This window comes from Pararhizobium sp. (assembly GCF_035497515.1).
Taxonomy (GTDB): domain Bacteria; phylum Pseudomonadota; class Alphaproteobacteria; order Rhizobiales; family Rhizobiaceae; genus Pararhizobium.
Map to the genome: position 1 here is coordinate 20,186 of NZ_DATJDJ010000087.1, position 21,165 is coordinate 41,350.

Here is a 21,165-nt window from a genome sequence, read left to right on the forward strand (position 1 = left end):
ATCGGGTGAGCAACACCACGGCAGGGGCCGGCGACGAGCCAAATGTATCGCGCACCGGCCTCGCCGGCTGGATGCTGTTCGACTGGGCGGCCCAGCCGTTCTTCACTGTCATCATCACCTTCATCTTCGGGCCTTATTTCGTTTCCCGGCTCACCGACGATCCGGTCTACGGGCAGGCGATGTGGGGCTATACGCTGACCATTTCCGGCATTGTCATCGCCATGCTCTCGCCGGTTCTCGGCTCGATCGCCGACCAGACAGGCGCGCGCAAACCCTGGATCGGCTTTTTCGCCGTCATCAAGATCGTGACGCTGGCGCTTCTATGGTTTGCCGTTCCCGGATCGCCGATGGTCTATCCCTTCCTCCTCATCATCCTCGCTTCGATCGCGGCGGAATTTTCGATCGTCTTCAATGATTCCATGATGCCGCGGCTGGTCAGCGAAAAGGAAGTCGGCCGCATATCCAACCTCGCCTGGGGGCTTGGATATCTCGGCGGCATGATCGTGCTGATCGCCGTCGTCCTGTTCGTGGCAGGCAGCCCGGAATCCGGCAAAACAGTTCTGGGCGTGGACCCGCTGTTCGGGCTCGATGCCGCAAGCGGCGCGGATGCCCGCATCACCGGGCCGATCTCGGCACTCTGGTATCTGGTCTTCATCCTGCCGATGTTTCTGTTTACGCCGGATGCGCCGCGGTCGCGGATGCCGGCGAGCACGGCGGTTCGCAACGGCATGGCGGAACTTCGCCAGACGATTGGCGAATTGAAGCACCGGCCCGGCATTCTGCGATTTCTCGTCGCCCGGATGATCTTTCAGGACGGCGTCAACGGGCTTCTGGCGCTTGGCGGCACCTTCGCGGCCGGCATGTTTGCCTGGCAGACGATGGAGCTTGGCGTCTATGGAATCATCCTCAATGTCGTGGCGATCGGCGGCTGCCTCTATGCCAGCAGCCTTGACGCAAAGCTCGGTTCGAAGGTGATCGTGACCGCCAGCCTTATCTGCCTGACCATCGCCACGATCGGCATCGTGTCGACCGGTCCGGGCTACACACTGTTCGGTCTGCTGCAATTGTCGACCGAGGATGCGGGCGGGCTGTTCGCGACGACGGCGGAAAAGGCCTATATCCTCTACGGCCTGCTGATCGGCATCGCGTTCGGTCCCGTGCAGGCCTCGGCGCGATCCTATCTTGCCCGTAGCGTCAGCCCCGCAGAGGCGGGCCGCTATTTCGGGATTTACGCCCTGTCCGGCCGGGCAACGACCTTCCTCGCGCCCGCTTCCGTCTCCACCGTCACGCTGATCACCGGATCGGCGCATATGGGCATGCTGACGCTGGTGGCTTTTCTGGGCGTCGGCCTGATCATCCTGGTCAGGACTCCTTATCCGGCGAACAGGCCGGTGTGAGAAAACCCTATAGGGGTCATCCTCGGGCTTGACCCGAGGATCCATTTCCTGAGCTATGGATGGGTCGGGTCAAGCCCGACCATAACCGAGGGAGAAGGCCAGCACTCAGTGCCGGAAATGACGCATCCCGGTGAAGACCATGGCGACGCCGGCCTCATCGGCGGCGGCGATGACTTCGGGGTCGCGCATCGAGCCGCCGGGCTGGATGACGGCGGTTGCGCCGGCGGCAATCATCGAGAGCAGGCCATCGGCAAACGGCAGGAAGGCTTCTGAGGCGACGGCGGAGCCGCGGGTCAGCGGTGCAGGAAGACCGAGCGCCCTGGCGGATTCCTCGGCTTTCAGGCCGGCGATACGGGCGGAATCGACACGGCTCATCTGGCCGGCGCCGATGCCGACGGTCCGGCCATCCTTGGCGTAGACGACGGCATTCGACTTCACATGCTTGGCGACCTTGAAGGCGAACTTCATGTCCTCCAGTTCCTGCGCCGTCGGCGCGCGCTTTGTGACGACCTTCAGCTCAAGATCCTCAACCATGCCGTTGTCGCGCGTCTGGACCAGCAGCCCGCCAGCGACGGTCTTGGCCGACAGGCCGGGAATGCGCGGATCGGGCAGGGCGCCGGTCACCAGCAGGCGCAGATTCGGCTTGGCGGCGATGGCGATGCGGGCGGCTTCGCTGACCGAAGGCGCGATGATCACTTCGGTGAACAGCTTGACGATTTCTTGTGCCGTCGCGCCATCCAGCTCCTGGTTGAGCGCGATGATGCCGCCGAAGGCGGAGGTCGAATCGCAGGCGAGCGCCCGTTCATAGGCCTCGAGCAGGGTCGCGCCGGTGGCGACGCCGCAAGGGTTGGCATGCTTGATAATGGCAACGGCCGGCGCCTTTTCGGGCAGGAACTCGGCGACGAGTTCGAAGGCCGCGTCGGTATCGTTGATGTTGTTATAGGAAAGCTGCTTGCCCTGCAGCAGCGTCGCCGTGGCCACGCCCGGACGGTTTTCGCCGGTAAGATAGAATCCGGCTTTCTGGTGCGGATTTTCGCCGTAGCGCATGTCTTCCTTCAGCGTGCCCCCGATCGTACGGTGGAGCGGCATTGGCGTGTCCAGCACCTCGGCGAACCAGCCGGAAATGGCTGTGTCATAGGCGGCAGTGCGGGCATAGGCCTTGGCGGCCATCTTCTGACGGAAGGAGAAGCGAGTGGCGGCACCCTCGCCGAGCTCCGTCAAAAGCCGGGCATAATCGGAAGCATCGGTGATGATGGTGACATAGGCGTGGTTCTTGGCCGAGGCGCGGATCATCGCCGGGCCGCCGATATCGATGTTTTCGACGGTGGTCGGATAGTCGCCGCCCTTGGCGCGCACATCCTCGAACGGATAGAGATTGATAACGGCGAGATCGATGCCGGTGATGCCATGCGTCGTCATTGCCTGGACATGGTCTTCATCATCGCGAATGGCAAGGAGGCCGCCATGGACGCCCGGATGCAGGGTCTTGACCCGGCCATCCATGACTTCCGGAAAACCCGTGATGTCGGAAACGTCGGTGACCGGCAGGCCGGCATCGGACAGCGCCTTGTGGGTGCCCCCGGTCGAAACGAGGCGGATGCCCTTGTCGTGCAGCGCGCGGGCGAGATCGACGATGCCGGTCTTGTCCGAGACGGACAACAGCGCAGTGCGGATGGTGACCTGATCGGGGGCGGGAATTTTCTTGGAGGCGACAGCCATCATCAAGCTCCTTGGGGCGGCGCCGGATATCGGGGCCGGCAGATACCCGCCTGCCGTTAACACAGCTTTTCCCGTGAAGAAACCGGGCTCGGCACCCAAGACCGCGTCGCGGGCACGATTGTCAGCCCTCGCGGGTGAAAATCCACTGGATTTCGGGCTGCGAAGCGGCCGCGAAGGTCACCGTGATCTGTGAACTCTTGCGCACACCGGAGGGGTCGGCGAAGAAAATGTCCTCCTCGATGACCACTTCGCTGTCGCGACAGGTGAACAGCCAGGTCTCTCCATCGGGCGCCGTCAGGTAGATCTCGTGCGGGCTGTGCTGGCGCAGGGTGATCGACGGATGGATATGAAAGCGGGCAACGGCGATGGCGGTGTTGGTATCGGCCGGCTCCGAACCATCCGGCTGGTGCAGCCGATCACGGCCCCGCACCATATTGCCCTGGGCATTGATGCTTAGATCGCGCTCATGCACCAGGCCGAAGGCGCGGACGTAACCATCATGGCTGGCGATGATCGCATCTGGCTGGCCCTGACGCTCCTCGCGGCGCGCCGCGACCTTCGAGATGCCGCCGGTGACGATCGGGCCGAGAAACCGCGATTCCGACAGGCGTGAGGACGAACGATCGTTGATCGTCACGGTCGAATGCGCCGCCGTCAAACGCGCCAGCTGGCGAAACCGTTCGCCGGCAAACTTTGGCGATCCGGAATTGATCACGAAGCGATAGCGGCCCGAAGACATTTCGAACGACAGGCAGCCGGCATGGGCCGTGCGCGACAATTCCGCCGACAGCGGCATTCCGGTATCCATGATGATGACGACATTGCCGGTCGCCAGGCGCTCATACTGGATCAGCGGCAGCGCCTTGAACACCGCGCCAGCGGTCTCGTCGTAACGCAGGACCGACATCAACTCATTGCCGAGCGTCGAGGTCGCGCCGTTGAACAGAGCCAGCTCACCACCCTGATGCCGGAAGAAGCGTAGGGCCGGATACATGCGGTCGATACAGGAAATCAGCCGTTGCGGCACGTCATGGCCAAGATTGACATAGGTCTGGCGCAGCGGCAGCAGGTCGAACAGCAGCTCGAGGCCGGCCCGCGGATTGCGCGAACTGTGGCCGCCATCGGCAAGGATCTGCCGGTCCAGTTCCTGATCGAGATTGCGCGCCGCCTTGCGGATCGTATTTGCCGAGGCCGGCATGGCGACGGAGGCCATGGCGAGCGCGATGCGCGCCCTCAACCGGGCTTCGCCATCCGCCGTCGTATCGGTGATATGCTTGAGATAGCGCACCTGAAAGGCGAGGCTCTTCAGGAAGCGGCGATAAAACGGATGTTCGGCATTGCGCAGGATGATCGGCGAATGCGACAGCCAGGAGACGATTCGCTGGGCCAGAATATCCGCTTCCCAGGCGATGCCGCCGAAATAACGGCCATGGGTGTCAATCCAGTCGTTGACGATACCGCGCAACTGGCCGAATGCTTCCTCGTCCTTCACCGAACGCATATGGCGAACCCAGCTGAAGGAATGTAGCCGGACACCGAATTCGCGCGAGGGAAGGTCGATTTCGAAGGGAGACTCGCCTTCCGTATCCAGCACGCGGCCAGCAAGCGGAAAACGACCCTGCAGAATTTCCTGGGCAACGAAGGGATCGACGGCGCGCAGGTCGGTCGGCGCAACGATCAGGCGGTCCGGCGCGGTACCGGCAAAACGCAGCGCGGAATTCCGGCCCAAGGCAAGCCGTCGCGAGAAGCGGCGCCAACCCTCACGCAGATACAGATAGAAAAGCCTTTGCCGGTCCGAAATCTGCATCGTTGACGCCTGCGTCTTCCCTCATTTCCCGGACGGGGCCATGCCGCAGATGAGCGGGAATGACGGCTGTCCGTACCAGATACAATCAGGACGCCGATCCTGCCTGAAAAGTCATTAAACTTTTATGGATCGTCGCACCATTGTTAGGCAAACGCGGGGAACCCGTCAATTGACGGCCCGAACCTGCCTGTTGATGAACAAAATCTACAGCGCGGCGCGTCAAATATGACGCAAAGGTCGCTGTAACACTTTAAATCTGCTGCATGATTTTATCCTTACATCGATTCCGATTGAAGGAATTATGCAGTAGCGCCACGGCGCAGGATGACGGCATAGAAGCCGTCGAGACCGCCGGCATAACCGTCCTGGGGCTCGATCATGGCCGGCGTCGTGCGGAATTCACCGAGCGGCGTGACGGCCGTTTCGAGGCCTGGCCAATCGGCCGGATCGATTGCCACGCGTTCACAGCCGCCATTGGCAAGGACCCGCTCCACCACCTCTTCACCCTCACGCCTGTCGAGCGAGCAATTTGAAAAGACCACGACACCGCCCGGCTTTACCAAAGTCAGTGCATGGCGCAGCAGCTTTTCCTGCAGCACGGCCAGCTTCTCGATATCCTCCGGACCCTTGGTCCAGAGCACGTCCGGATGGCGGCGGATCGTGCCGGTCGACGAGCAGGGCGCATCGAGCAGGGCCGCATCGAACAGCTCGTCGGTTTGAAAATCGGCCATATTGATTTCCTGCGTCACCGCACTCAATCCGAGACGGGTGAGGTTGCCCTGCAGGCGCTTCAACCGGCTTGCCGACTGGTCGAGCGCCGTGACATCGGCGCCAGCCTGAATCAACTGCGCCGTCTTGCCGCCGGGAGCGGCACAAAGATCGACGACGCGCTTGCCCTCCAGGGAACCGAACAGCTGCGCAGGAAGGGCGGCGGCGGCATCCTGTACCCACCACTCGCCATCCTCGAAACCTTCGAGCGTCGGCACGGCGCCGGAAAACGCAGCGAGACGCACGGAACCGGTCGGCAGAAGGCGGCCATTCAGCTTTCGCGCCCAGTCTTCGGCATTCGACTTTACGGTCAGGTCGATCGCCGCTGGGGTCAGCAGGGCCTCGGCGATACGCGCGGCTTCCTCGGCCCCGTAATAGGCGACCAGCCGCTTGTGGAACCAGGCGGGAATGGCCGGGATTTTGGCGCCGACAGTCTCGATCAGCTCCTGTTTCTCGCGGGACATGCGCCGCAGAACGGCATTGACGAGGCTGGCGAAGCGCCGGTTGCGCGGATCGATCTGTGCCTGCTCGACCGCGAGATCGACGGCCGAATGATCGGGAATATCAAGATAGAGGATCTGCGCGGCGGCGACCGTTAAGACGTGATCCAGCGCACGCGCGCCTTCCGGCAACGGATTTTGCAGCAGCGAGCCGATCATTGCGTCGATGCGCGGCAACTGGCGCAGCGCCGAGTTCAGAATGGCCCGCACAAGCGCGCGGTCCGCCTCGTTCAGTTCGCGGTAGACCGGGTTGCCGTTGGTTGCATCGAGCATGCCATCCAGCGACGTCTTGCGATCAATCACCGCCGCCAGCATCTTTGCGGCTGCCTGGCGAGCCCGGATTCCGGGCTTGTCGCTGCGCTCACTAGCCGGATTTTCTCCACCTTGTTCCCCTCGGCGGGGTACGCGGCGGTTTCGTTTCGGATGCGAAGCGTTCGAGTTTTCGTCGGATGTCAAGACCAGGGACCTTTTGGTGGTTCGGAACCACCGCGACCCCAGCCTGTCGGCGGCACGGAGCGCGATTTGCGCACCGCATTATCAGCCCTGACCGGCGGCGTCGAGACCGACTGCACCTCGCGCGCCATCTGTTCGAGCGCAGCGATGCGGTTTTCGGTGGCCGGATGGGTGGAAAACAGGTTGTCCATGCGCTCGCCCGACAGCGGATTGATGATGAACATATGGGCCGTTGCCGGATTGCGCTCGGCATCCTCGTTCGGCACCTGGTGGGAAAAGTTCGAGATCTTGGCCAGCGCCGAAGCAAGCGCCAGCGGCTTGCCGCAGATCTCGGCGCCACGCCGGTCGGCGGAATATTCGCGTGTCCGGCTGATCGCCATCTGCACGATGGCTGCGGCAAGCGGCGCGACGATCATCGCGACGAGAACGCCGATGAAGCCGAGCGGGTTGTTGTTTTCACGATTTCCCCCGAAGAAGAACGCGAAATTGCCGAGCATGGAAATGGCACCGGCCAGCGTCGCCGTCAGCGTCATGGTCAACGTATCGCGGTTCTGCACATGCGCCAGTTCATGGGCCATGACGCCGGCCACCTCGTCATGGTTCAGGGCATGCAGAAGGCCCGTGGAGGCGGCGACGGCGGCGTTTTCCGGATTGCGGCCAGTGGCAAAGGCGTTCGGCTGCGGATTGTCGATGACGTACACCTTCGGCATCGGCAGGCCGGCGTTGCGGGCGAGATCGCGGACAATGCCGTAATATTCCGGCGCCGATCGCTCGTCGACCTCCTGGGCGCGGTACATGCGCAGCACCATGCTGTCGGAGTTCCAGTATGAGAAGAAATTCATGCCGGCGGCGATCACCAGCGCGATCATCATGCCACCTCTGCCGCCGATCAGGAATCCGACCGCCATGAACAATGCGGTCATGAAGGCCAGGAGCATTGCGGTGCGTATCAGGTTCATCGATCGGTCTCCCATAATCTGCCGGCGTTTCACGTGAATCATGGTTTCGCCGGCACGCGAGTTTCCCTATATGATGGTGCGAGAGAGCGTATTCTTCAACATTTTCGTGGAAATTCGCATGCAGAACGACAATGACAACCAACAGGTCGAACCGCGCAAGCCGCTGACGCCGGCCGCCAGACGCGCCCTTGCCGAAGCGGAAGAACGTCGCCGGACGCAGAAACCGGTGGAACTTGCCGAGGAACGCGGCGGACGCGGCGGCGCCGAGCCCTCCCGTTTTGGCGATTGGGAGATCAATGGTCGCGCCATCGATTTTTAAGGAAATAATTCCTGTTGTAATTCCGTCATGGCCGGTATATTTTCCTATCCATGATGTTCCGCACCGGCCCCGCCATCCTTTTCATCCTGACGGCGTTTTTGCTCGCCGGACGGGCGCTTGCCTCCGAATCCGACGCGCGATTTGAAATCTCGGGTCCGGTAAGGGCCGAGATTATCCGTGTGATCGACGGCGACACGATCCTCGTTGCTGCCCGCCCCTGGCCGCAGCAGACGATGGAAGTCTATGTGCGCCTGCGTGGCATCGACGCCCCGGAACTGAAATCCTCCTGCGCGGCAACGCGCGACGCCGGGAAGCAGGCGTGGGACGCCTTGACGGACCTGACGCGGGACCAGACGGAAATCCATCTCTCCCATATTTCCGGCGACAAGTATTTCGGCCGGGTCCTCGCCGATATCAGTTTTTCCGACGGTCGGAATCCGGCTCAGGAAATGCTTTTGGCGGGCTATGTCACGCCCTATGACGGTGGTCGCAAGTCAAAAGGATGTGCGTCGTCGATCTGGTGACGTGAAACGATGGGGGTGACGGCGGAAGCCGGCGCGCGCGACACACTCCAATGGTGGCCCGTCGGCCCATCCGGCCTGCGGGTCCCCTTCTCCCCGGTGAGGAGAAGGGGAAGCCGCCTTATTTCTTGTTCTGCCGGTTGGCGATCAGATCGTCGACGACGGCGGGGTCGGCAAGCGTCGAGGTGTCACCGAGCGCGCCAAAATCGTCCTCGGCGATCTTGCGCAGGATGCGGCGCATGATCTTGCCGGAGCGGGTCTTCGGCAGGCCGGGGGCAAACTGGATCTTGTCGGGAGAGGCGATCGGCCCGATTTCCTTGCGGACATGGGTGATCAGGTCCTTGCGCAGGTCGTCTGTCGGCTCGACGCCGCTCATCAGCGTGACATAGGAGTAGATGCCCTGACCCTTGATGTCATGGGGATAGCCGACCACGGCTGCTTCCGAGACATCATGGTGCGACACCAGCGCCGATTCCACTTCCGCCGTTCCGAGCCGGTGGCCGGACACGTTCAGCACGTCATCGACGCGGCCGGTGATCCAGTAATAGCCGTCCTCGTCGCGGCGGCAGCCGTCGCCGGTGAAGTACTTGCCCTTGTAGGTCGAGAAATAAGTCTGGATGAAGCGCTCGTGATCGCCATAGACGGTGCGCATCTGTCCGGGCCAGCTGTCGGCGATGCAGAGATTGCCGTCAGCCACCCCTTCCAGGATGTTGCCTTCCGCATCCACCAGTTCCGGCTTGACACCGAAGAACGGCACGGTTGCCGAACCCGGCTTGAGATCGATGGCGCCCGGCAGCGGCGTGATCATATGGCCGCCGGTTTCCGTCTGCCACCAAGTATCGACGATCGGGCTGCGGGCATCGCCGACGACATGGTAATACCATTCCCAAGCTTCCGGATTGATCGGCTCACCGACCGTGCCGAGCAGCCGCAGCGAGGAGCGCGAGGAGCGCTTCACATAGTCGTCGCCGGCGCCCATCAGCGAGCGGAGCGCCGTCGGCGCGGTGTAGAAGATGTTGACCTTGTGCTTGTCGATGACCTCCCAGAAGCGGCCCGCATCGGGGAAGGTCGGAATGCCCTCGAACATGACCGTGGTGGCGCAATTGGCGAGCGGCCCGTAGACGATATAGGAATGGCCGGTGACCCAGCCGACATCGGCGGTGCACCAGTAGATGTCACCGTCATGATAATCGAAGACATATTCGTGCGTCATCGCGGTCCACACGAGATAACCGCCCGTCGTGTGCAGCACGCCCTTCGGCTTGCCGGTCGAGCCGGACGTATAGAGGATGAACAGTGGATCCTCGGCCTTCATCTTTACTGGAGGGCAGTCGGCCTTCACCGTGACGACTTCCTGATGATACCACAGATCGCGACCGGCGGCCCAACGCGTCTTGCCGCCGGTGCGGCGTACCACCAGGACATTCTTGACATGCACGTGATTGCGCGCGGCGATATCGATCGCCGCATCGGTGTTTTCCTTGAGCGGCACCGGCTTGCCGCCGCGCAGGCCCTCGTCGCAGGTAATCACGAAGGTCGATTCGCAATCGATGATGCGGCCGGCGAGCGCTTCCGGCGAGAAGCCGCCGAACACGACGGAGTGGACCGCGCCGATGCGCGAACAGGCCAGCATCGCATAGGCCGTTTCCGGGATCATCGGCATGTAGATGGTGACGCGATCGCCCTTCTTGACGCCACGCTTCTTCAGAACGTTAGCCAGCCGGCAGACATGCTCGTAAAGCTCGTTATAGGTGATCTTCTTGTCGATATAGGGATTGTCGCCTTCCCAGATGATCGCGACCTGCTCGCCGTGCTTCTTCAGGTGCCGGTCGATGCAATTGTAGGAAATGTTGGTCTGGCCATCCTCGAACCACTTGATCGATACCTTGCCCTTGAACGAGGTGTTCTTGACCTTGGTATAGGGCTTGAACCAGTCGATCCGCTTGCCGTGCTTGCCCCAGAACTTTTCCGGATCCTCGATACTGTCGCGATACCAGTTCTTGTATTTCTGGTTGTCGATGAGCGCGCGATCCCGCGCCGATTTCAAGACAGGATATACCTTGGCGGACATGCTGTTTCCTCCCTGTTCAGGCAGTCTCGAGCGGCACATCTCCCCGTGCACGCCCCTCTTCGGGCGCATTCATATCAGGTCAAGGCACCGCGTCCATTAGACAAAAGGTCATTTCACCGAGAAGAATTGCATTTCTGAGACGACAAGGGTATAGAGGCGCTAATTTCCCGGAAATGAGTGGTTACACCCCACGGCCCGCGACACCGGCGCGGACGGACAAAAGGACTATATCCATGGCTCAACAACTGCTTATGCCCAAAGCGACGGCCGTATGGCTTGTTGACAACACTGCCCTGTCGTTCGAGCAGATTGCCACGTTCTGCAAGCTTCATCCGCTTGAAGTGAAGGCTATCGCCGACGGTGAATCCGCGCAGGGCATCAAGGGCCTCGATCCGATCGGCACCGGCCAGCTGTCGCGCGACGAAATCGCTCGCGCCGAAGGCAACCCGAACCACAAGCTGAAGCTTTCCGAGCCGAAAGTGCGCGTTCCCGACAGTAAGCGTAAGGGCCCGCGCTATACACCGGTTTCCAAGCGCCAGGATCGTCCGAATGCCATTCTCTGGCTGGTTCGCAATCATGCCGAACTGAAGGATGCCCAGATCTCGCGTCTCGTCGGCACCACCAAATCGACGATCGAGCAGATCCGCGACCGCACCCATTGGAATTCGACCAATCTGACGGCGATGGACCCGGTCACGCTTGGCCTCTGCACGCAGATCGACCTCGACCTCGAAGTCGAACGCGCCAACAAGGGCCGCCCGCTGCCGACCGCCGACGAACTCGGCGCAACGCTCGAAGCCTCGCGCGAGACCGAGAAGCTGCCTTTCTCCTACGAACGCGAAGAGGAAAAGGAAATCGACGCCGACGCCGTATTCTCCAAGCTCAAGGCGCTCAAGTCCGACCGCAAGGATGAGGACGAAGACGACGCCTACTGATTGGGACGCATTGTTCCCGCGCAAAAACCGGATCGGCTGATCCGGTTTTTTTATGCCTGAAAAGCTGAATCAGCAAGCGGAGCCTTCGCCTGCATCGAGCCTGTGCCGCTCCGTACCCTTGAGCGGCGGATTGAAGATGCCGACAAGGATCAGGTCGTCGTCCTTGCCGCCCCGCAGGTAGTGTTTGTCGTTCCTGTCGAGCACGTTGATATCGCCGGGGACGATCGAGGCGACCTTGTGATCCTCTCCGACATCGAGACACCGAGCGACGAAGGGCTATTCCATGATCACGGGGAGACCAGCAAACCAACCAGCACGGCAATTTCGCGACTGGTTTTCCGCCGTCTTCCGACGCAACGCCGAATCCGGCTAAGGAGATCAGATGCCGATGCCGCGTCCGTGCAAGGCAGCGGTGATTTCATCGAGGACCACGGGATCATCGATCGTCGCCGGCATCTTCCAGCTTTCCTTGTCGGCGATCTTCTGCATCGTGCCGCGCAGGATCTTGCCGGAGCGGGTCTTGGGCAGTCGTTTGACGCAGATCACGGTCTTGAAGGCGGCGACGGGACCGATCCTCTCGCGCACCAGTGCCACGACCTCGCGTTCGATCTCGGTTGTTTCACGGGAAACATTGGCATTAATGACCAGGAAGCCGGCGGGAATCTGGCCTTTGATCGGGTCGGCGATACCAATGACCGCGCATTCGGCGACATCCGCGTGACTGGCGCAGACCTCCTCCATGGAACCTGTCGACAGGCGGTGGCCGGCGACATTGATGATATCGTCGGTGCGCGACATGATGAAGATATAGCCATCCTGATCGATATAGCCGGCGTCGGCGGTGCGGTAATAGCCCGGAAACTCGGCGAGGCAGGCCTGGCGGAAGCGCTCGTCGGCATTCCAGAAGGTCGGCAGGCAGCCCGGCGGCAAGGGCAACTTGATGACGACATTGCCAAGCGTGCCCGGTCCGACAGGGTGGCCGGCGTCGTCGAGCACCTGCACGTCATATCCCGGCAGCGGCACCGCGGCCGAGCCGTGTTTCACCGGCAGCAGTTCCAGCCCGATCGGATTTCCAGCCACCGGCCAGCCTGTTTCGGTCTGCCACCAGTTGTCGATGACGGGAACACCAAGTTTGTGTTCCGCCCAGGCGAGCGTGTCGGGATCGGCCCGTTCGCCTGCAAGGAACAGGGCGCGGAGTTTCGACAGGTCGTATTTCCCCATCAGCGCGCCTTCGGGATCCTCCTTGCGGATGGCGCGGAAGGCCGTGGGCGCGGTGAACAGCGTGACGACGCGATGCTGTTCGATGACACGCCAATAGGCGCCGGCATCCGGCGTTCCGATCGGTTTTCCTTCGTAGAGAATGGTCGTGCTGCCATTGAGGAGCGGTCCATAGACGATATAGCAATGACCGACGACCCAGCCGATATCGGACGCCGCCCAGAAAACGTCGGCTGGCTGGATGCCGAAGAAGTGCTGCATCGACCATTTCAGCGCGACCATATGGCCGCCATTGTCGCGCACCACGCCCTTGGGCTGGCCGGTCGTACCGGACGTATAAAGGATATAAAGCGGATCGGTCGCCAGCACCGGCGTGCAGGGAACGTCCTCGCCACGCTGCTTGGCCGACTGGACGGCTGAGGCGAAATCGATATCCCGACCGGAGCGCATCTCCGCCTGCAGCATCTCCCGCTGAAACAGCAGACAGTGCGCTGGCTTGTGCGTACTGAGATCAATCGCCGCATCGAGCAGCGGCTTATAGGCGATATTGCGGCCACCCTCGATACCGCAGCTTGCAGATACGATCAGTTTCGCCTCGCTGTCGGTGATGCGTGTCGCAAGTTCGGTGGCCGCGAAACCGCCGAAGACGACGGAATGGACAGCGCCGATGCGGGCCGCGGCCAGCATGGCGAACACGGCCTGCGGGATCATCGGCATGTAGATGATGATCCGGTCGCCCTTGCCGATCCCGAGTTCGCGGTAGACGGCGGCGACAGCGACCACTTCATCGAGGATAGCACGATAGGTCCAGTGCTCGACGGTATCGGCGACCGGGCTGTCATAAATGAGCGCCGTCTGGTCGGCGCGGCCGATGGCGACCTGATGGTCGAGACAATTGTAACACGTATTGGTCTCGCCGCCGGAAAACCAGTGGCCATAAACCCCCAGTGCCGGATCGAACACCCGATCAAACGGCTTGAACCATTGGATTTCCCGGGACGCCTCGGCCCAGAAGGCCTCGGGATCGATTTTCCACGCGCCATAAACGTCGGAATAGCTGCCTGCCATAACCGCCTCCTCCATTCCCACACCGGACGGGCCGGCCTCCGGTACGGACCATAGGGGATTACGCGGAAACAGAGAAGTAAGACAAAAGGCTCAGCGTGTTCCGAAAATCGCGGAACCCACGCGCACGCTCGTCGCGCCGAACTGGACGGCCGTTTCGAAATCGCCGGACATCCCCATGGACAGCTTGTCGAGCCCACAACGTTCGGCAAGCTTGGCCAGCAACGCGAAATGCGGACCAGGGTTCTCATCCGCCGGCGGAATGCACATCAGGCCTGCCACCGGAATGCCGATCTCGTTGCGGCAGAGCGTCACGAAAGCCACCGTCTCGTCCGGGGCAATGCCGGCCTTTTGCGGCTCGAGGCCGGTATTGACCTGGACATAGAGGCGGACGGGCTTTCCCTGGCGGATGATTTCGGTGGCCACCGCCCGGGCGATCTTTTCCCGGTCGATCGTTTCGATGACATCGAACAGGGCCACGGCATCCGCCGCCTTGTTGGACTGCAGCGGACCGATCAGGTGAAGCTCGAGATCAGGCGTCTCCGCCTTCAGCTCCGGCCACTTGCCCTGCGCTTCCTGGACGCGGTTTTCGCCGAAGATGCGCTGACCGGCCTCAATGGCCGGGCGAATTTCTTCGGCATCGAAGGTTTTGGAAACCGCTACGAGCGAAACGCTGGCGGCATCGCGCCGATGATAAGTTTCGGCGCCGCGAATCCGGCTCAGGACATCGTTCAACTGCTCTTCAACGCTCATCGCCGTCTTCTCCGTCCATTGCCGCTTCTCAGGCGCAATACCCAAACAAGCCCCGACTGCCAACCGGCAATCCGCCAAACCACCTTCAAATGCCCAAAGTTTTTGCCGCAAAGCCTTCCAAAACTTGACGCTACGCTTGTTTCATGGTGAAGGTCACGCCAAATATCGGAGGGGTTGATTTCCCCTCGCACACACTTTCCGGAACATCGATCATATGGCTACCGAACGTTACAATCCGCGCGATGCTGAACCCCGCTGGCAACAGGAATGGGACCAGAAGCACGTCTTCACGACAGACAATAGCGATCCGCGTGAAAAATATTACGTGCTCGAAATGTTCCCCTATCCGTCGGGCCGGATCCATATGGGCCATGTCCGCAACTATGCCATGGGTGACGTCGTTGCCCGCTACAAGCGCGCGCGCGGCTACAACGTCCTGCATCCGATGGGCTGGGATGCCTTCGGCATGCCGGCGGAAAATGCCGCCATGGAGCGCGGCGTACACCCGGCCACCTGGACCTACCAGAACATCGCCTCGATGAAAGCGCAATTGAAGGTGATGGGCCTGTCGCTCGACTGGTCGCGCGAATTCGCCACCTGCGATGTCGACTATTACCAGCACCAGCAGCATCTGTTCCTGGACTTCCTGGAAAAGGGTCTGGTCTACCGCAAGCAATCGAAGGTCAACTGGGACCCGGTCGACAATACCGTTCTGGCCAATGAACAGGTGATCGACGGTCGCGGCTGGCGTTCCGGCGCGCTGGTCGAACAGCGCGAGCTGACGCAGTGGTTCTTCCGCATCACCGATTTCAACCAGGATCTGCTCGATTCGCTGGACAGGCTGGACCAGTGGCCGGAAAAGGTCCGGCTGATGCAGAAGAACTGGATCGGCCGCTCCGAGGGGCTGACGATCCGCTGGGAAATCGTTCCCGGAACGGGCGCAGCCGACGCGACCGAGGTCGCCGTCTATACGACACGCCCCGACACTCTGTTTGGCGCCTCGTTCCTGGCCATCGCCGCCGACCATCCGCTGGCGCGGCAGGCCGCTGCCGGCAATGCCGGGATCGAAGCCTTCTGCGAGGAAACCCGCCGCGCCGGCACTTCGCTGGCCGCGCTGGAAACCGCCGAAAAGAAGGGCATCGACACCGGCATCCGCGTGAAACATCCGCTCGACCCCAACTGGGAACTGCCGGTCTACGTCGCCAACTTCGTGCTGATGGACTATGGCACCGGCGCCATCTTCGGCTGCCCGTCCGGCGACCAGCGCGACCTCGACTTCGCCCGTAAGTACGGCCTGCCGGTCGTTGCCGTGGTGATGCCGAAGGATGGCGACGCGGCGAGCTTCACGATCGGCAACGAAGCCTATGTCGGCGACGGCGTGATGATCAATTCCCGCGATCTTGACGGCCTGACGATCGACGAGGCCTTCGCGAAGGTCGCCTCGACACTGGAGCAGACCACGCTCGGCAATGCGCCGCAAGCGGAGCGCAAGGTGAATTACCGCCTGCGCGACTGGGGCATTTCCCGCCAGCGCTACTGGGGCTGCCCGATCCCTGTCATCCATTGCGATGATTGCGGCGTCGTTCCCGTGCCGAAGGCCGACCTTCCGGTCAAGCTGCCCGACGATGTCACCTTCGACAAACCGGGCAATCCACTCGACCGTCATCCGACCTGGCGCAACGTTTCCTGCCCGCATTGCGGCAAGGATGCGCGGCGCGAAACCGACACGATGGACACATTCGTGGATTCGTCGTGGTATTTCGCGCGCTTCACCGCGCCCTGGGAAAAGACGCCGACCGACCGGACGGCTGTCGATCGCTGGTTGCCCGTCGACCAGTATATCGGCGGCATCGAGCACGCGATCCTGCATCTGCTGTATTCGCGTTTCTTTACCCGGGCAATGAAGGCCACCGGCCATGCCGGTCTGGACGAACCCTTCAAGGGTCTGTTCACGCAGGGCATGGTGGTGCACGAAACCTATAGCCGCGGCGAAGGCGCCCAGCGCGAATGGGTGACGCCGGCGGAGATCACCATCGTCGAGACCGACGGCAAACGTCAGGCCACCCTGATCGAAACCGGCGAACCGATCGCCATCGGCTCGATCGAGAAAATGTCGAAGTCGAAGAAGAACGTCGTAGATCCCGATGACATCATCGCCTCCTACGGCGCTGATACGGCCCGCTTCTTCGTCCTGTCGGACTCACCGCCGGACCGCGACGTCATCTGGTCGGAGGCCGGCGTCGAAGGCGCGCATCGTTTCGTCCAGCGCCTGTGGCGGCTGATCTCGGAAGCCTCCCCGGTGCTGAAGGGCGCGGAAGCGGCACCCGCCTCGAGCGGAGCGGCCCTCCCGATCTCCCAGTTCGCCCACAAGACGCTGAAGGCGGTTCAGGCTGACTATGACAAGCTCGCCTTCAACAAGGCCGTGGCACGGCTCTATGAACTGGTGAACGCCCTTGCCGGCCCGTTGAGCCAGGTTGCCGGCGGAGCCGCCGACCAGGCGACCGTCGCGGCCGTGAAGGACGCGACGGCGATCCTGATCAGCCTCGTCGCTCCGATGATGCCGCATCTGGCCGAACAGTGCTGGCAGGAAATCGGCGGAACCGGTCTCGTCGCCCAGAGCGCGTGGCCGGTCTATGGCGAAGCGCTGGTGGCCGAAAACGAAGTCACCATGCCGGTCCAGATCAACGGCAAGAAGCGCGCTGATTTGACAATTGCGCGCGATGCGGATCAGACTGCAATCGAGGCAGCTGTTCTCGCCCTCGACCCCGTCAAGGCTGCGCTGGGCGGCCAAAGCCCGAAGAAAATCATCGTCGTGCCGCAGAGGATCGTGAATGTCGTTGTCTGAAAAAGCTCAAAGATCCGCATGGCTTCTGGCGCTCGGCACGGTCGCGCTGCTCGCCGGCTGCCAGGTCAAGCCGCTTTATTCCGATGGCCCGCAGGGAAAGGCCGGGACGGCGCTGGCGTCGATCGAGATTTCCGAGGCTGGTGACCGCGTCGAGCAACTCGTACGCAACGATCTGATCTTTTTGACTTCTGGCGGGGCCGGTGAACCGGCCAATGCCCAGTACAAGCTGGCGCTCAACGTAACCAGCGACGTCAAGGGCGTGCTCTACGACCAGGAATCGGATACGGCTGGCGCCGGACGCCTTGTCGTCATGGCCGACTATAACCTGACACGGTCCGATACCGGCGAAACCGTACGCTCCGGCAATCGCAGCGCAGTAGCGCTGGCCGATTTCCCGGAACAGGAGTTCGCCAAGGTCCGCGCCACCCGCGACGCCGAAAAACGGGCCGCGAAGGAACTTGCCGAAATCATCCGCGCCGACCTCGCGGCGGCTGTGGGCCGTTAAAAAGGATTAGGTCGGTCCCGGCTCCCGCGGCACCACAGCCGGGATCGTCGTCCGTCGGAAAGCCGGGCAGAGTTTATCTGGCCGGCTATTGGAGTCTTGGCAGTGTTTCCTCGCCTCCGCTATTCCTCCTGCCGGTGCGAAACAGGGCATCTTCATCGAAAGGGCTCTTCATGACAGAGATCAAGTCGCATGAATTTGAAGGCTTCCTGCAGCGCCCATTGCGCGATCATCGCCTCTACCTGATCTATGGGCCGGATCGGGGCCTTGTCTCCGAGCGTGCCGGCCAGATCGCCGCCAAGAGCGGTGTCAGTCTGGACGACCCGTTTTCGTTGATCAAGCTGGATGGCTCAGACCTGCAGCAGAGCCCGGGACGGCTTCTCGATGAGGTCAACACGATCGGCCTGTTCGGGGGTGAAAAGCTTGTCTGGTTGCGCGCCTCTGGCACGGAAAAAACGCTGATCGATAGTTTCACGGTTCTTTCCCAGCAGCCGCCCGAAGCAAGCTATGTGATCATCGAAGCCGGAGATCTGAAAAAGGGGACGGGGCTGCGCAAGCTCGCTGAAACCGCACGTTCCGTGATCGCCGTTGCCTGCTACAGCGACGATGCGCGTGCCGTGAACGCGTTGATCGATCAAGAACTGAGCCAAGAGAATCTCAGAATCTCACCGGCTGCCCGCGAGCGGCTGAACGAAGCCCTGGGCGGCGACCGCATCGCCTCCCGCAACGAGATCCGCAAGCTGGCGCTCTATTGTCGCGGCATGGGCGTGATCGAGGAAGAGCATGTGATGGAGATCGTCGGCGATGCCAGCGCCGTCTCCGTCGATGATGCGATCGACGCCGTGTTGAAGGGCGATGCCGACGGTCTGCAGCATGCGATCCGCAAGATTACGGCGTCGAAGACCGCCATCTTTCTTGTTCTCCAGGCCTGCCTGAAACAATTTCAGCTGATGGACCTGATGCGAGCGGAGATGGACGACAAACGCCAGCAGCCGGCACAGGTGGTGGCGACGCTTGGACGCCATCTGCATTTCCGCCGAAAGCCGCTGATCGAGTCAGCCCTGAAAACATGGACCCTGCCGGCAATCCGACGCGAACTTGGCCGGCTTCAAACCGCCATCTTCCAGAGCCGCGCGCGACAAAGCCTGGAAGACAGTATCGCCATGCAGATTTTACTGGCGATCACACTGCAATCGGCACGAAAATAAGTCCTTGATTTGTCATCGATAATCGAATCGTTACGCAGCCGAAACGATTTATCGGCGCTCCAGCAGGCGGCAAATCTCCTCCAGCTGGTCGAGCGTCTTGTACGAAATCCGCAATTGACCGCCGGACGCCTTGTGGTTGACGGTAACGTCCAGGCCAAGACTGTCCGACAGCGTGCGCTCCAGCGCCAGCGTATCAGCATCCTTCTCTTCCTTGGGAACCGGCTTGCCATAGTTCGGATCGTTCTGGGAACGAATATCATTTTGCGCCAGGCGCTCGGTATCACGCACGGACAGGCCCTTGCTGACAATCGAGCGGGCAAGGCCGACCGGATCCGATGTCGGGATCAGGGCACGCGCATGGCCGGCCGACAGCGTTCCGGAAGACAGCATGTCGCGAACAGGTTCCGGCAGCTTCAAGAGCCGCAGACTGTTTGCGACATGGCTGCGGCTCTTGCCGATGATTTCGCCGAGGTCGTTCTGGGTATAGCCGTGTTCCGCGATGAGCTGGTCGTAACCGAGCGCCTCTTCAAGCGGATTGAGGTCCGAACGCTGCACGTTTTCAACGATCGCGATTTCCAAAGCGGTTCGGTCGTCAACATCGCGAACGATCACCGGGATATCGGTAAACCCAGCCAATTGCGCTGCGCGCCAGCGGCGTTCGCCGGCGATAATCTCGTAACGCTCGTCGGCGATGGTGCGCACGACGACGGGTTGGACGATGCCATGTTGACGGATGGAACTTGCCAGATCCTGCAGTTCCGCCTCATCGAAGGATCGACGCGGGTTGCGCGGGTTGCGGGTGACGAATTCGATTGGAATCCGCCGGTCGGCATTGACCGGAGCAACCGGCCCGGAGGCCTGCGGCGGCTGATCCATTTCACCGATCAGAGCTGCCAGGCCGCGGCCCAGTCTGCGTCTTGAATTGTCGTCATTCATCGGCTGTACTCACACTTGTCGTTACGATGTCGAATCGATCGCAGTCAGGCAGCCTTTCGCTGCCTTTCACGCTGGATTACTTCCGAAGCCAGTTGCAGATAGGCCTGACTACCGGCGCATTTCAGATCATAGAGGATCGCCGGTTTACCATAGGATGGCGCTTCGGAGACCCGCACATTGCGCGGGATCAGCGTATGATAGACCTTTTCCCCCAGATGTGTCCGAACGTCGTTGACAACCTGCTGGGCAAGATTGTTCCGGGAATCGAACATGGTCAGCACGATGCCCTGGATGTCAAGAGTCGGGTTCACTGACCGGCGTACCTGATCGACCGTCTCCAGAAGCTGGCTCAAGCCTTCCAGTGCGAAAAACTCGCACTGGAGCGGCACCAGCACCGAATGGGCGGCCGCCATTGCGTTCATGGTCAACAGGTTGAAGGAAGGCGGGCAATCGACCAGCACATAAGAATAGGCGAGAGCTTCATTCGATGCCAGCGCCTTGCGCAACCGGAAGACCCGATCGGCGTCTCGCGACATTTCCATCTCCACCCCCAGCAAGTCCATCGTCGAGGGAATGATGGCGAGGTTGGGTACGACGGTATCCTGGACGATATCGGCCACCGTATGAGAGCCGATCATCAATTCATAGGAGGACAATTTTCGATCCCGGCGCTGGATCCCAAGACCCGTGCTGGCATTGCCCTGGGGATCGAGATCAATGATCAGAACCTTCTCACCGATCGCGGCCAAAGCGGTTGCAAGGTTGATCGCTGTCGTCGTTTTGCCAACGCCACCCTTCTGGTTGGCGACGGTAATAATCCGGTTCTTCTTTTCGCCTGTCATGCCACAGCCCGCCGCTATTGAATTTTCCGCGAAAGATTTGCGATTTCGAGAACAACGGAATCCGGCTCGATGACGCTGGTATGTTTTATCAGATCAAACTGAAAGCGGCCAACGGCTTTGTCGACTTCCTGCTGATAATCCCGGCCTTTGTGGAAGAATGCGGGCGGTTTCCCAGCCATCGTCATCCACGGCGCGCAATATTCCAGCAATAGGGGGAGATCCGCGAGCGCCCGCGCAGAGATCGCGTCGCAGGAGGGGATAGAAGCAGGCGCGGATTCGATACGAATCGGATGCACGGAGCCGCGTGCCCCGGTTTCATTCAGTGCAACACGCAAGAACGCAGCCTT

General features: G+C 61.4%; 17 protein-coding genes and 1 pseudogene. 7 read left to right on the forward strand and 11 right to left on the reverse strand.

The window, feature by feature from the left end:
• The first annotated feature begins 5 nt into the window (after nt 1-5).
• A complete protein-coding gene (locus VL202_RS09390; RefSeq protein WP_325463860.1) occupies nt 6-1,397 on the forward strand; it encodes an MFS transporter in 1,392 nt (463 codons plus the stop codon).
• A 105-nt stretch (nt 1,398-1,502) separates the two neighbouring features.
• On the opposite strand, the gene purH is transcribed toward VL202_RS09390, so the two are convergent.
• The 4 genes from purH to htpX form a co-directional block, all read right to left on the reverse strand.
• A complete protein-coding gene (gene purH, locus VL202_RS09395; protein WP_325463861.1) occupies nt 1,503-3,116 on the reverse strand; it encodes a bifunctional phosphoribosylaminoimidazolecarboxamide formyltransferase/IMP cyclohydrolase in 1,614 nt (537 codons plus the stop codon).
• 121 nt (nt 3,117-3,237) lie between these two features.
• Nucleotides 3,238-4,923, reverse strand: coding sequence for a heparinase II/III family protein (locus VL202_RS09400; RefSeq protein ID WP_325463862.1), 1,686 nt, complete (start codon nt 4,921-4,923; stop codon nt 3,238-3,240).
• A 299-nt stretch (nt 4,924-5,222) separates the two neighbouring features.
• The gene (locus VL202_RS09405; RefSeq protein ID WP_325463863.1) at nt 5,223-6,647 is read right to left on the reverse strand and encodes an RsmB/NOP family class I SAM-dependent RNA methyltransferase; all 1,425 of its coding nucleotides are present in this window, start codon (nt 6,645-6,647) and stop codon (nt 5,223-5,225) included.
• Nucleotides 6,644-7,603 carry a zinc metalloprotease HtpX gene (gene htpX, locus VL202_RS09410; protein WP_325463864.1) on the reverse strand — a complete coding sequence of 320 codons (960 nt, stop codon included), beginning with the start codon at nt 7,601-7,603 and terminating at the stop codon, nt 6,644-6,646. The genes VL202_RS09405 and htpX overlap by 4 nt, the downstream gene beginning before the upstream one ends.
• A 118-nt stretch (nt 7,604-7,721) precedes the next feature.
• Between htpX and VL202_RS09415 the strand changes: the two genes are divergently transcribed.
• Both VL202_RS09415 and VL202_RS09420 read left to right on the forward strand, forming a co-directional pair.
• Entirely contained in the window at nt 7,722-7,922 is a 201-nt protein-coding gene (locus VL202_RS09415) for a DUF1674 domain-containing protein (protein ID WP_325463865.1), read from the forward strand.
• Between the two features lie 50 nt (nt 7,923-7,972).
• Nucleotides 7,973-8,446, forward strand: coding sequence for a thermonuclease family protein (locus VL202_RS09420; RefSeq protein WP_325463866.1), 474 nt, complete (start codon nt 7,973-7,975; stop codon nt 8,444-8,446).
• A 118-nt stretch (nt 8,447-8,564) separates the two neighbouring features.
• Here VL202_RS09420 and acs read toward each other — a convergent pair whose 3' ends face one another.
• Nucleotides 8,565-10,514, reverse strand: coding sequence for an acetate--CoA ligase (gene acs, locus VL202_RS09425; protein WP_325463867.1), 1,950 nt, complete (start codon nt 10,512-10,514; stop codon nt 8,565-8,567).
• Between the two features lie 233 nt (nt 10,515-10,747).
• On the opposite strand from acs, the gene VL202_RS09430 reads away from it, so the two are divergent.
• Nucleotides 10,748-11,449: a DUF1013 domain-containing protein gene (locus VL202_RS09430; RefSeq protein ID WP_325463868.1), complete on the forward strand. Its 702-nt coding sequence runs from the start codon at nt 10,748-10,750 to the stop codon at nt 11,447-11,449.
• A gap of 69 nt (nt 11,450-11,518) precedes the next feature.
• Here VL202_RS09430 and VL202_RS09435 read toward each other — a convergent pair.
• The 3 genes and pseudogenes from VL202_RS09435 to VL202_RS09445 form a co-directional block, all read right to left on the reverse strand.
• Nucleotides 11,519-11,692, reverse strand: a pseudogene (locus VL202_RS09435) (ectoine synthase); the annotation flags it as partial.
• Nucleotides 11,693-11,827: 135 nt separating this feature from the next.
• On the reverse strand, nt 11,828-13,735 hold the full coding sequence (locus VL202_RS09440; protein WP_325463869.1) for a propionyl-CoA synthetase: 1,908 nt from the start codon (nt 13,733-13,735) through the stop codon (nt 11,828-11,830).
• A 90-nt stretch (nt 13,736-13,825) separates the two neighbouring features.
• On the reverse strand, nt 13,826-14,485 hold the full coding sequence (locus tag VL202_RS09445) for a YggS family pyridoxal phosphate-dependent enzyme (RefSeq protein ID WP_325463870.1): 660 nt from the start codon (nt 14,483-14,485) through the stop codon (nt 13,826-13,828).
• A 214-nt stretch (nt 14,486-14,699) separates the two neighbouring features.
• Between VL202_RS09445 and leuS the strand changes: the two genes are divergently transcribed.
• The 3 genes from leuS (at nt 14,700) to holA (ending at nt 19,040) form a co-directional block, all read left to right on the forward strand.
• On the forward strand, nt 14,700-17,330 hold the full coding sequence (leuS, locus tag VL202_RS09450; RefSeq protein ID WP_325463871.1) for a leucine--tRNA ligase: 2,631 nt from the start codon (nt 14,700-14,702) through the stop codon (nt 17,328-17,330).
• Nucleotides 17,317-17,835 carry an LPS assembly lipoprotein LptE gene (gene lptE, locus VL202_RS09455; RefSeq protein ID WP_325463872.1) on the forward strand — a complete coding sequence of 173 codons (519 nt, stop codon included), beginning with the start codon at nt 17,317-17,319 and terminating at the stop codon, nt 17,833-17,835. The genes leuS and lptE overlap by 14 nt, the downstream gene beginning before the upstream one ends.
• A gap of 170 nt (nt 17,836-18,005) precedes the next feature.
• Nucleotides 18,006-19,040: a DNA polymerase III subunit delta gene (gene holA, locus VL202_RS09460; protein ID WP_325463873.1), complete on the forward strand. Its 1,035-nt coding sequence runs from the start codon at nt 18,006-18,008 to the stop codon at nt 19,038-19,040.
• 48 nt (nt 19,041-19,088) lie between these two features.
• On the opposite strand, the gene VL202_RS09465 is transcribed toward holA, so the two are convergent.
• The 3 genes from VL202_RS09465 to VL202_RS09475 all read right to left on the reverse strand — a co-directional run.
• Nucleotides 19,089-19,976, reverse strand: coding sequence for a ParB/RepB/Spo0J family partition protein (locus tag VL202_RS09465; RefSeq protein WP_325463874.1), 888 nt, complete (start codon nt 19,974-19,976; stop codon nt 19,089-19,091).
• Between the two features lie 44 nt (nt 19,977-20,020).
• Nucleotides 20,021-20,818, reverse strand: a complete 798-nt coding sequence (locus tag VL202_RS09470; RefSeq protein ID WP_325463875.1) for a ParA family protein — start codon at nt 20,816-20,818, stop codon at nt 20,021-20,023.
• Nucleotides 20,819-20,832: 14 nt separating this feature from the next.
• Nucleotides 20,833-21,165 (reverse strand): 16S rRNA (guanine(527)-N(7))-methyltransferase RsmG (locus VL202_RS09475; RefSeq protein WP_325463876.1); only part of this gene is annotated, 333 nt, incomplete at its 5' end.

Coding starts and splice junctions, on each gene's coding strand:
- purH (WP_325463861.1), bottom strand. CDS start 3,116: ATGGCTGTCGCCTCCAAGAAAATTCCCGCCCCCGATCAGGTCACCATC.
- VL202_RS09400 (WP_325463862.1), bottom strand. CDS start 4,923: ATGCAGATTTCGGACCGGCAAAGGCTTTTCTATCTGTATCTGCGTGAG.
- htpX (WP_325463864.1), bottom strand. CDS start 7,603: ATGAACCTGATACGCACCGCAATGCTCCTGGCCTTCATGACCGCATTG.
- VL202_RS09415 (WP_325463865.1), top strand. CDS start 7,722: ATGCAGAACGACAATGACAACCAACAGGTCGAACCGCGCAAGCCGCTG.
- VL202_RS09420 (WP_325463866.1), top strand. CDS start 7,973: ATGATGTTCCGCACCGGCCCCGCCATCCTTTTCATCCTGACGGCGTTT.
- acs (WP_325463867.1), bottom strand. CDS start 10,514: ATGTCCGCCAAGGTATATCCTGTCTTGAAATCGGCGCGGGATCGCGCG.
- VL202_RS09430 (WP_325463868.1), top strand. CDS start 10,748: ATGGCTCAACAACTGCTTATGCCCAAAGCGACGGCCGTATGGCTTGTT.
- VL202_RS09440 (WP_325463869.1), bottom strand. CDS start 13,735: ATGGCAGGCAGCTATTCCGACGTTTATGGCGCGTGGAAAATCGATCCC.
- VL202_RS09445 (WP_325463870.1), bottom strand. CDS start 14,485: ATGAGCGTTGAAGAGCAGTTGAACGATGTCCTGAGCCGGATTCGCGGC.
- leuS (WP_325463871.1), top strand. CDS start 14,700: ATGGCTACCGAACGTTACAATCCGCGCGATGCTGAACCCCGCTGGCAA.
- lptE (WP_325463872.1), top strand. CDS start 17,317: ATGTCGTTGTCTGAAAAAGCTCAAAGATCCGCATGGCTTCTGGCGCTC.
- holA (WP_325463873.1), top strand. CDS start 18,006: ATGACAGAGATCAAGTCGCATGAATTTGAAGGCTTCCTGCAGCGCCCA.
- VL202_RS09465 (WP_325463874.1), bottom strand. CDS start 19,976: ATGAATGACGACAATTCAAGACGCAGACTGGGCCGCGGCCTGGCAGCT.
- VL202_RS09470 (WP_325463875.1), bottom strand. CDS start 20,818: ATGACAGGCGAAAAGAAGAACCGGATTATTACCGTCGCCAACCAGAAG.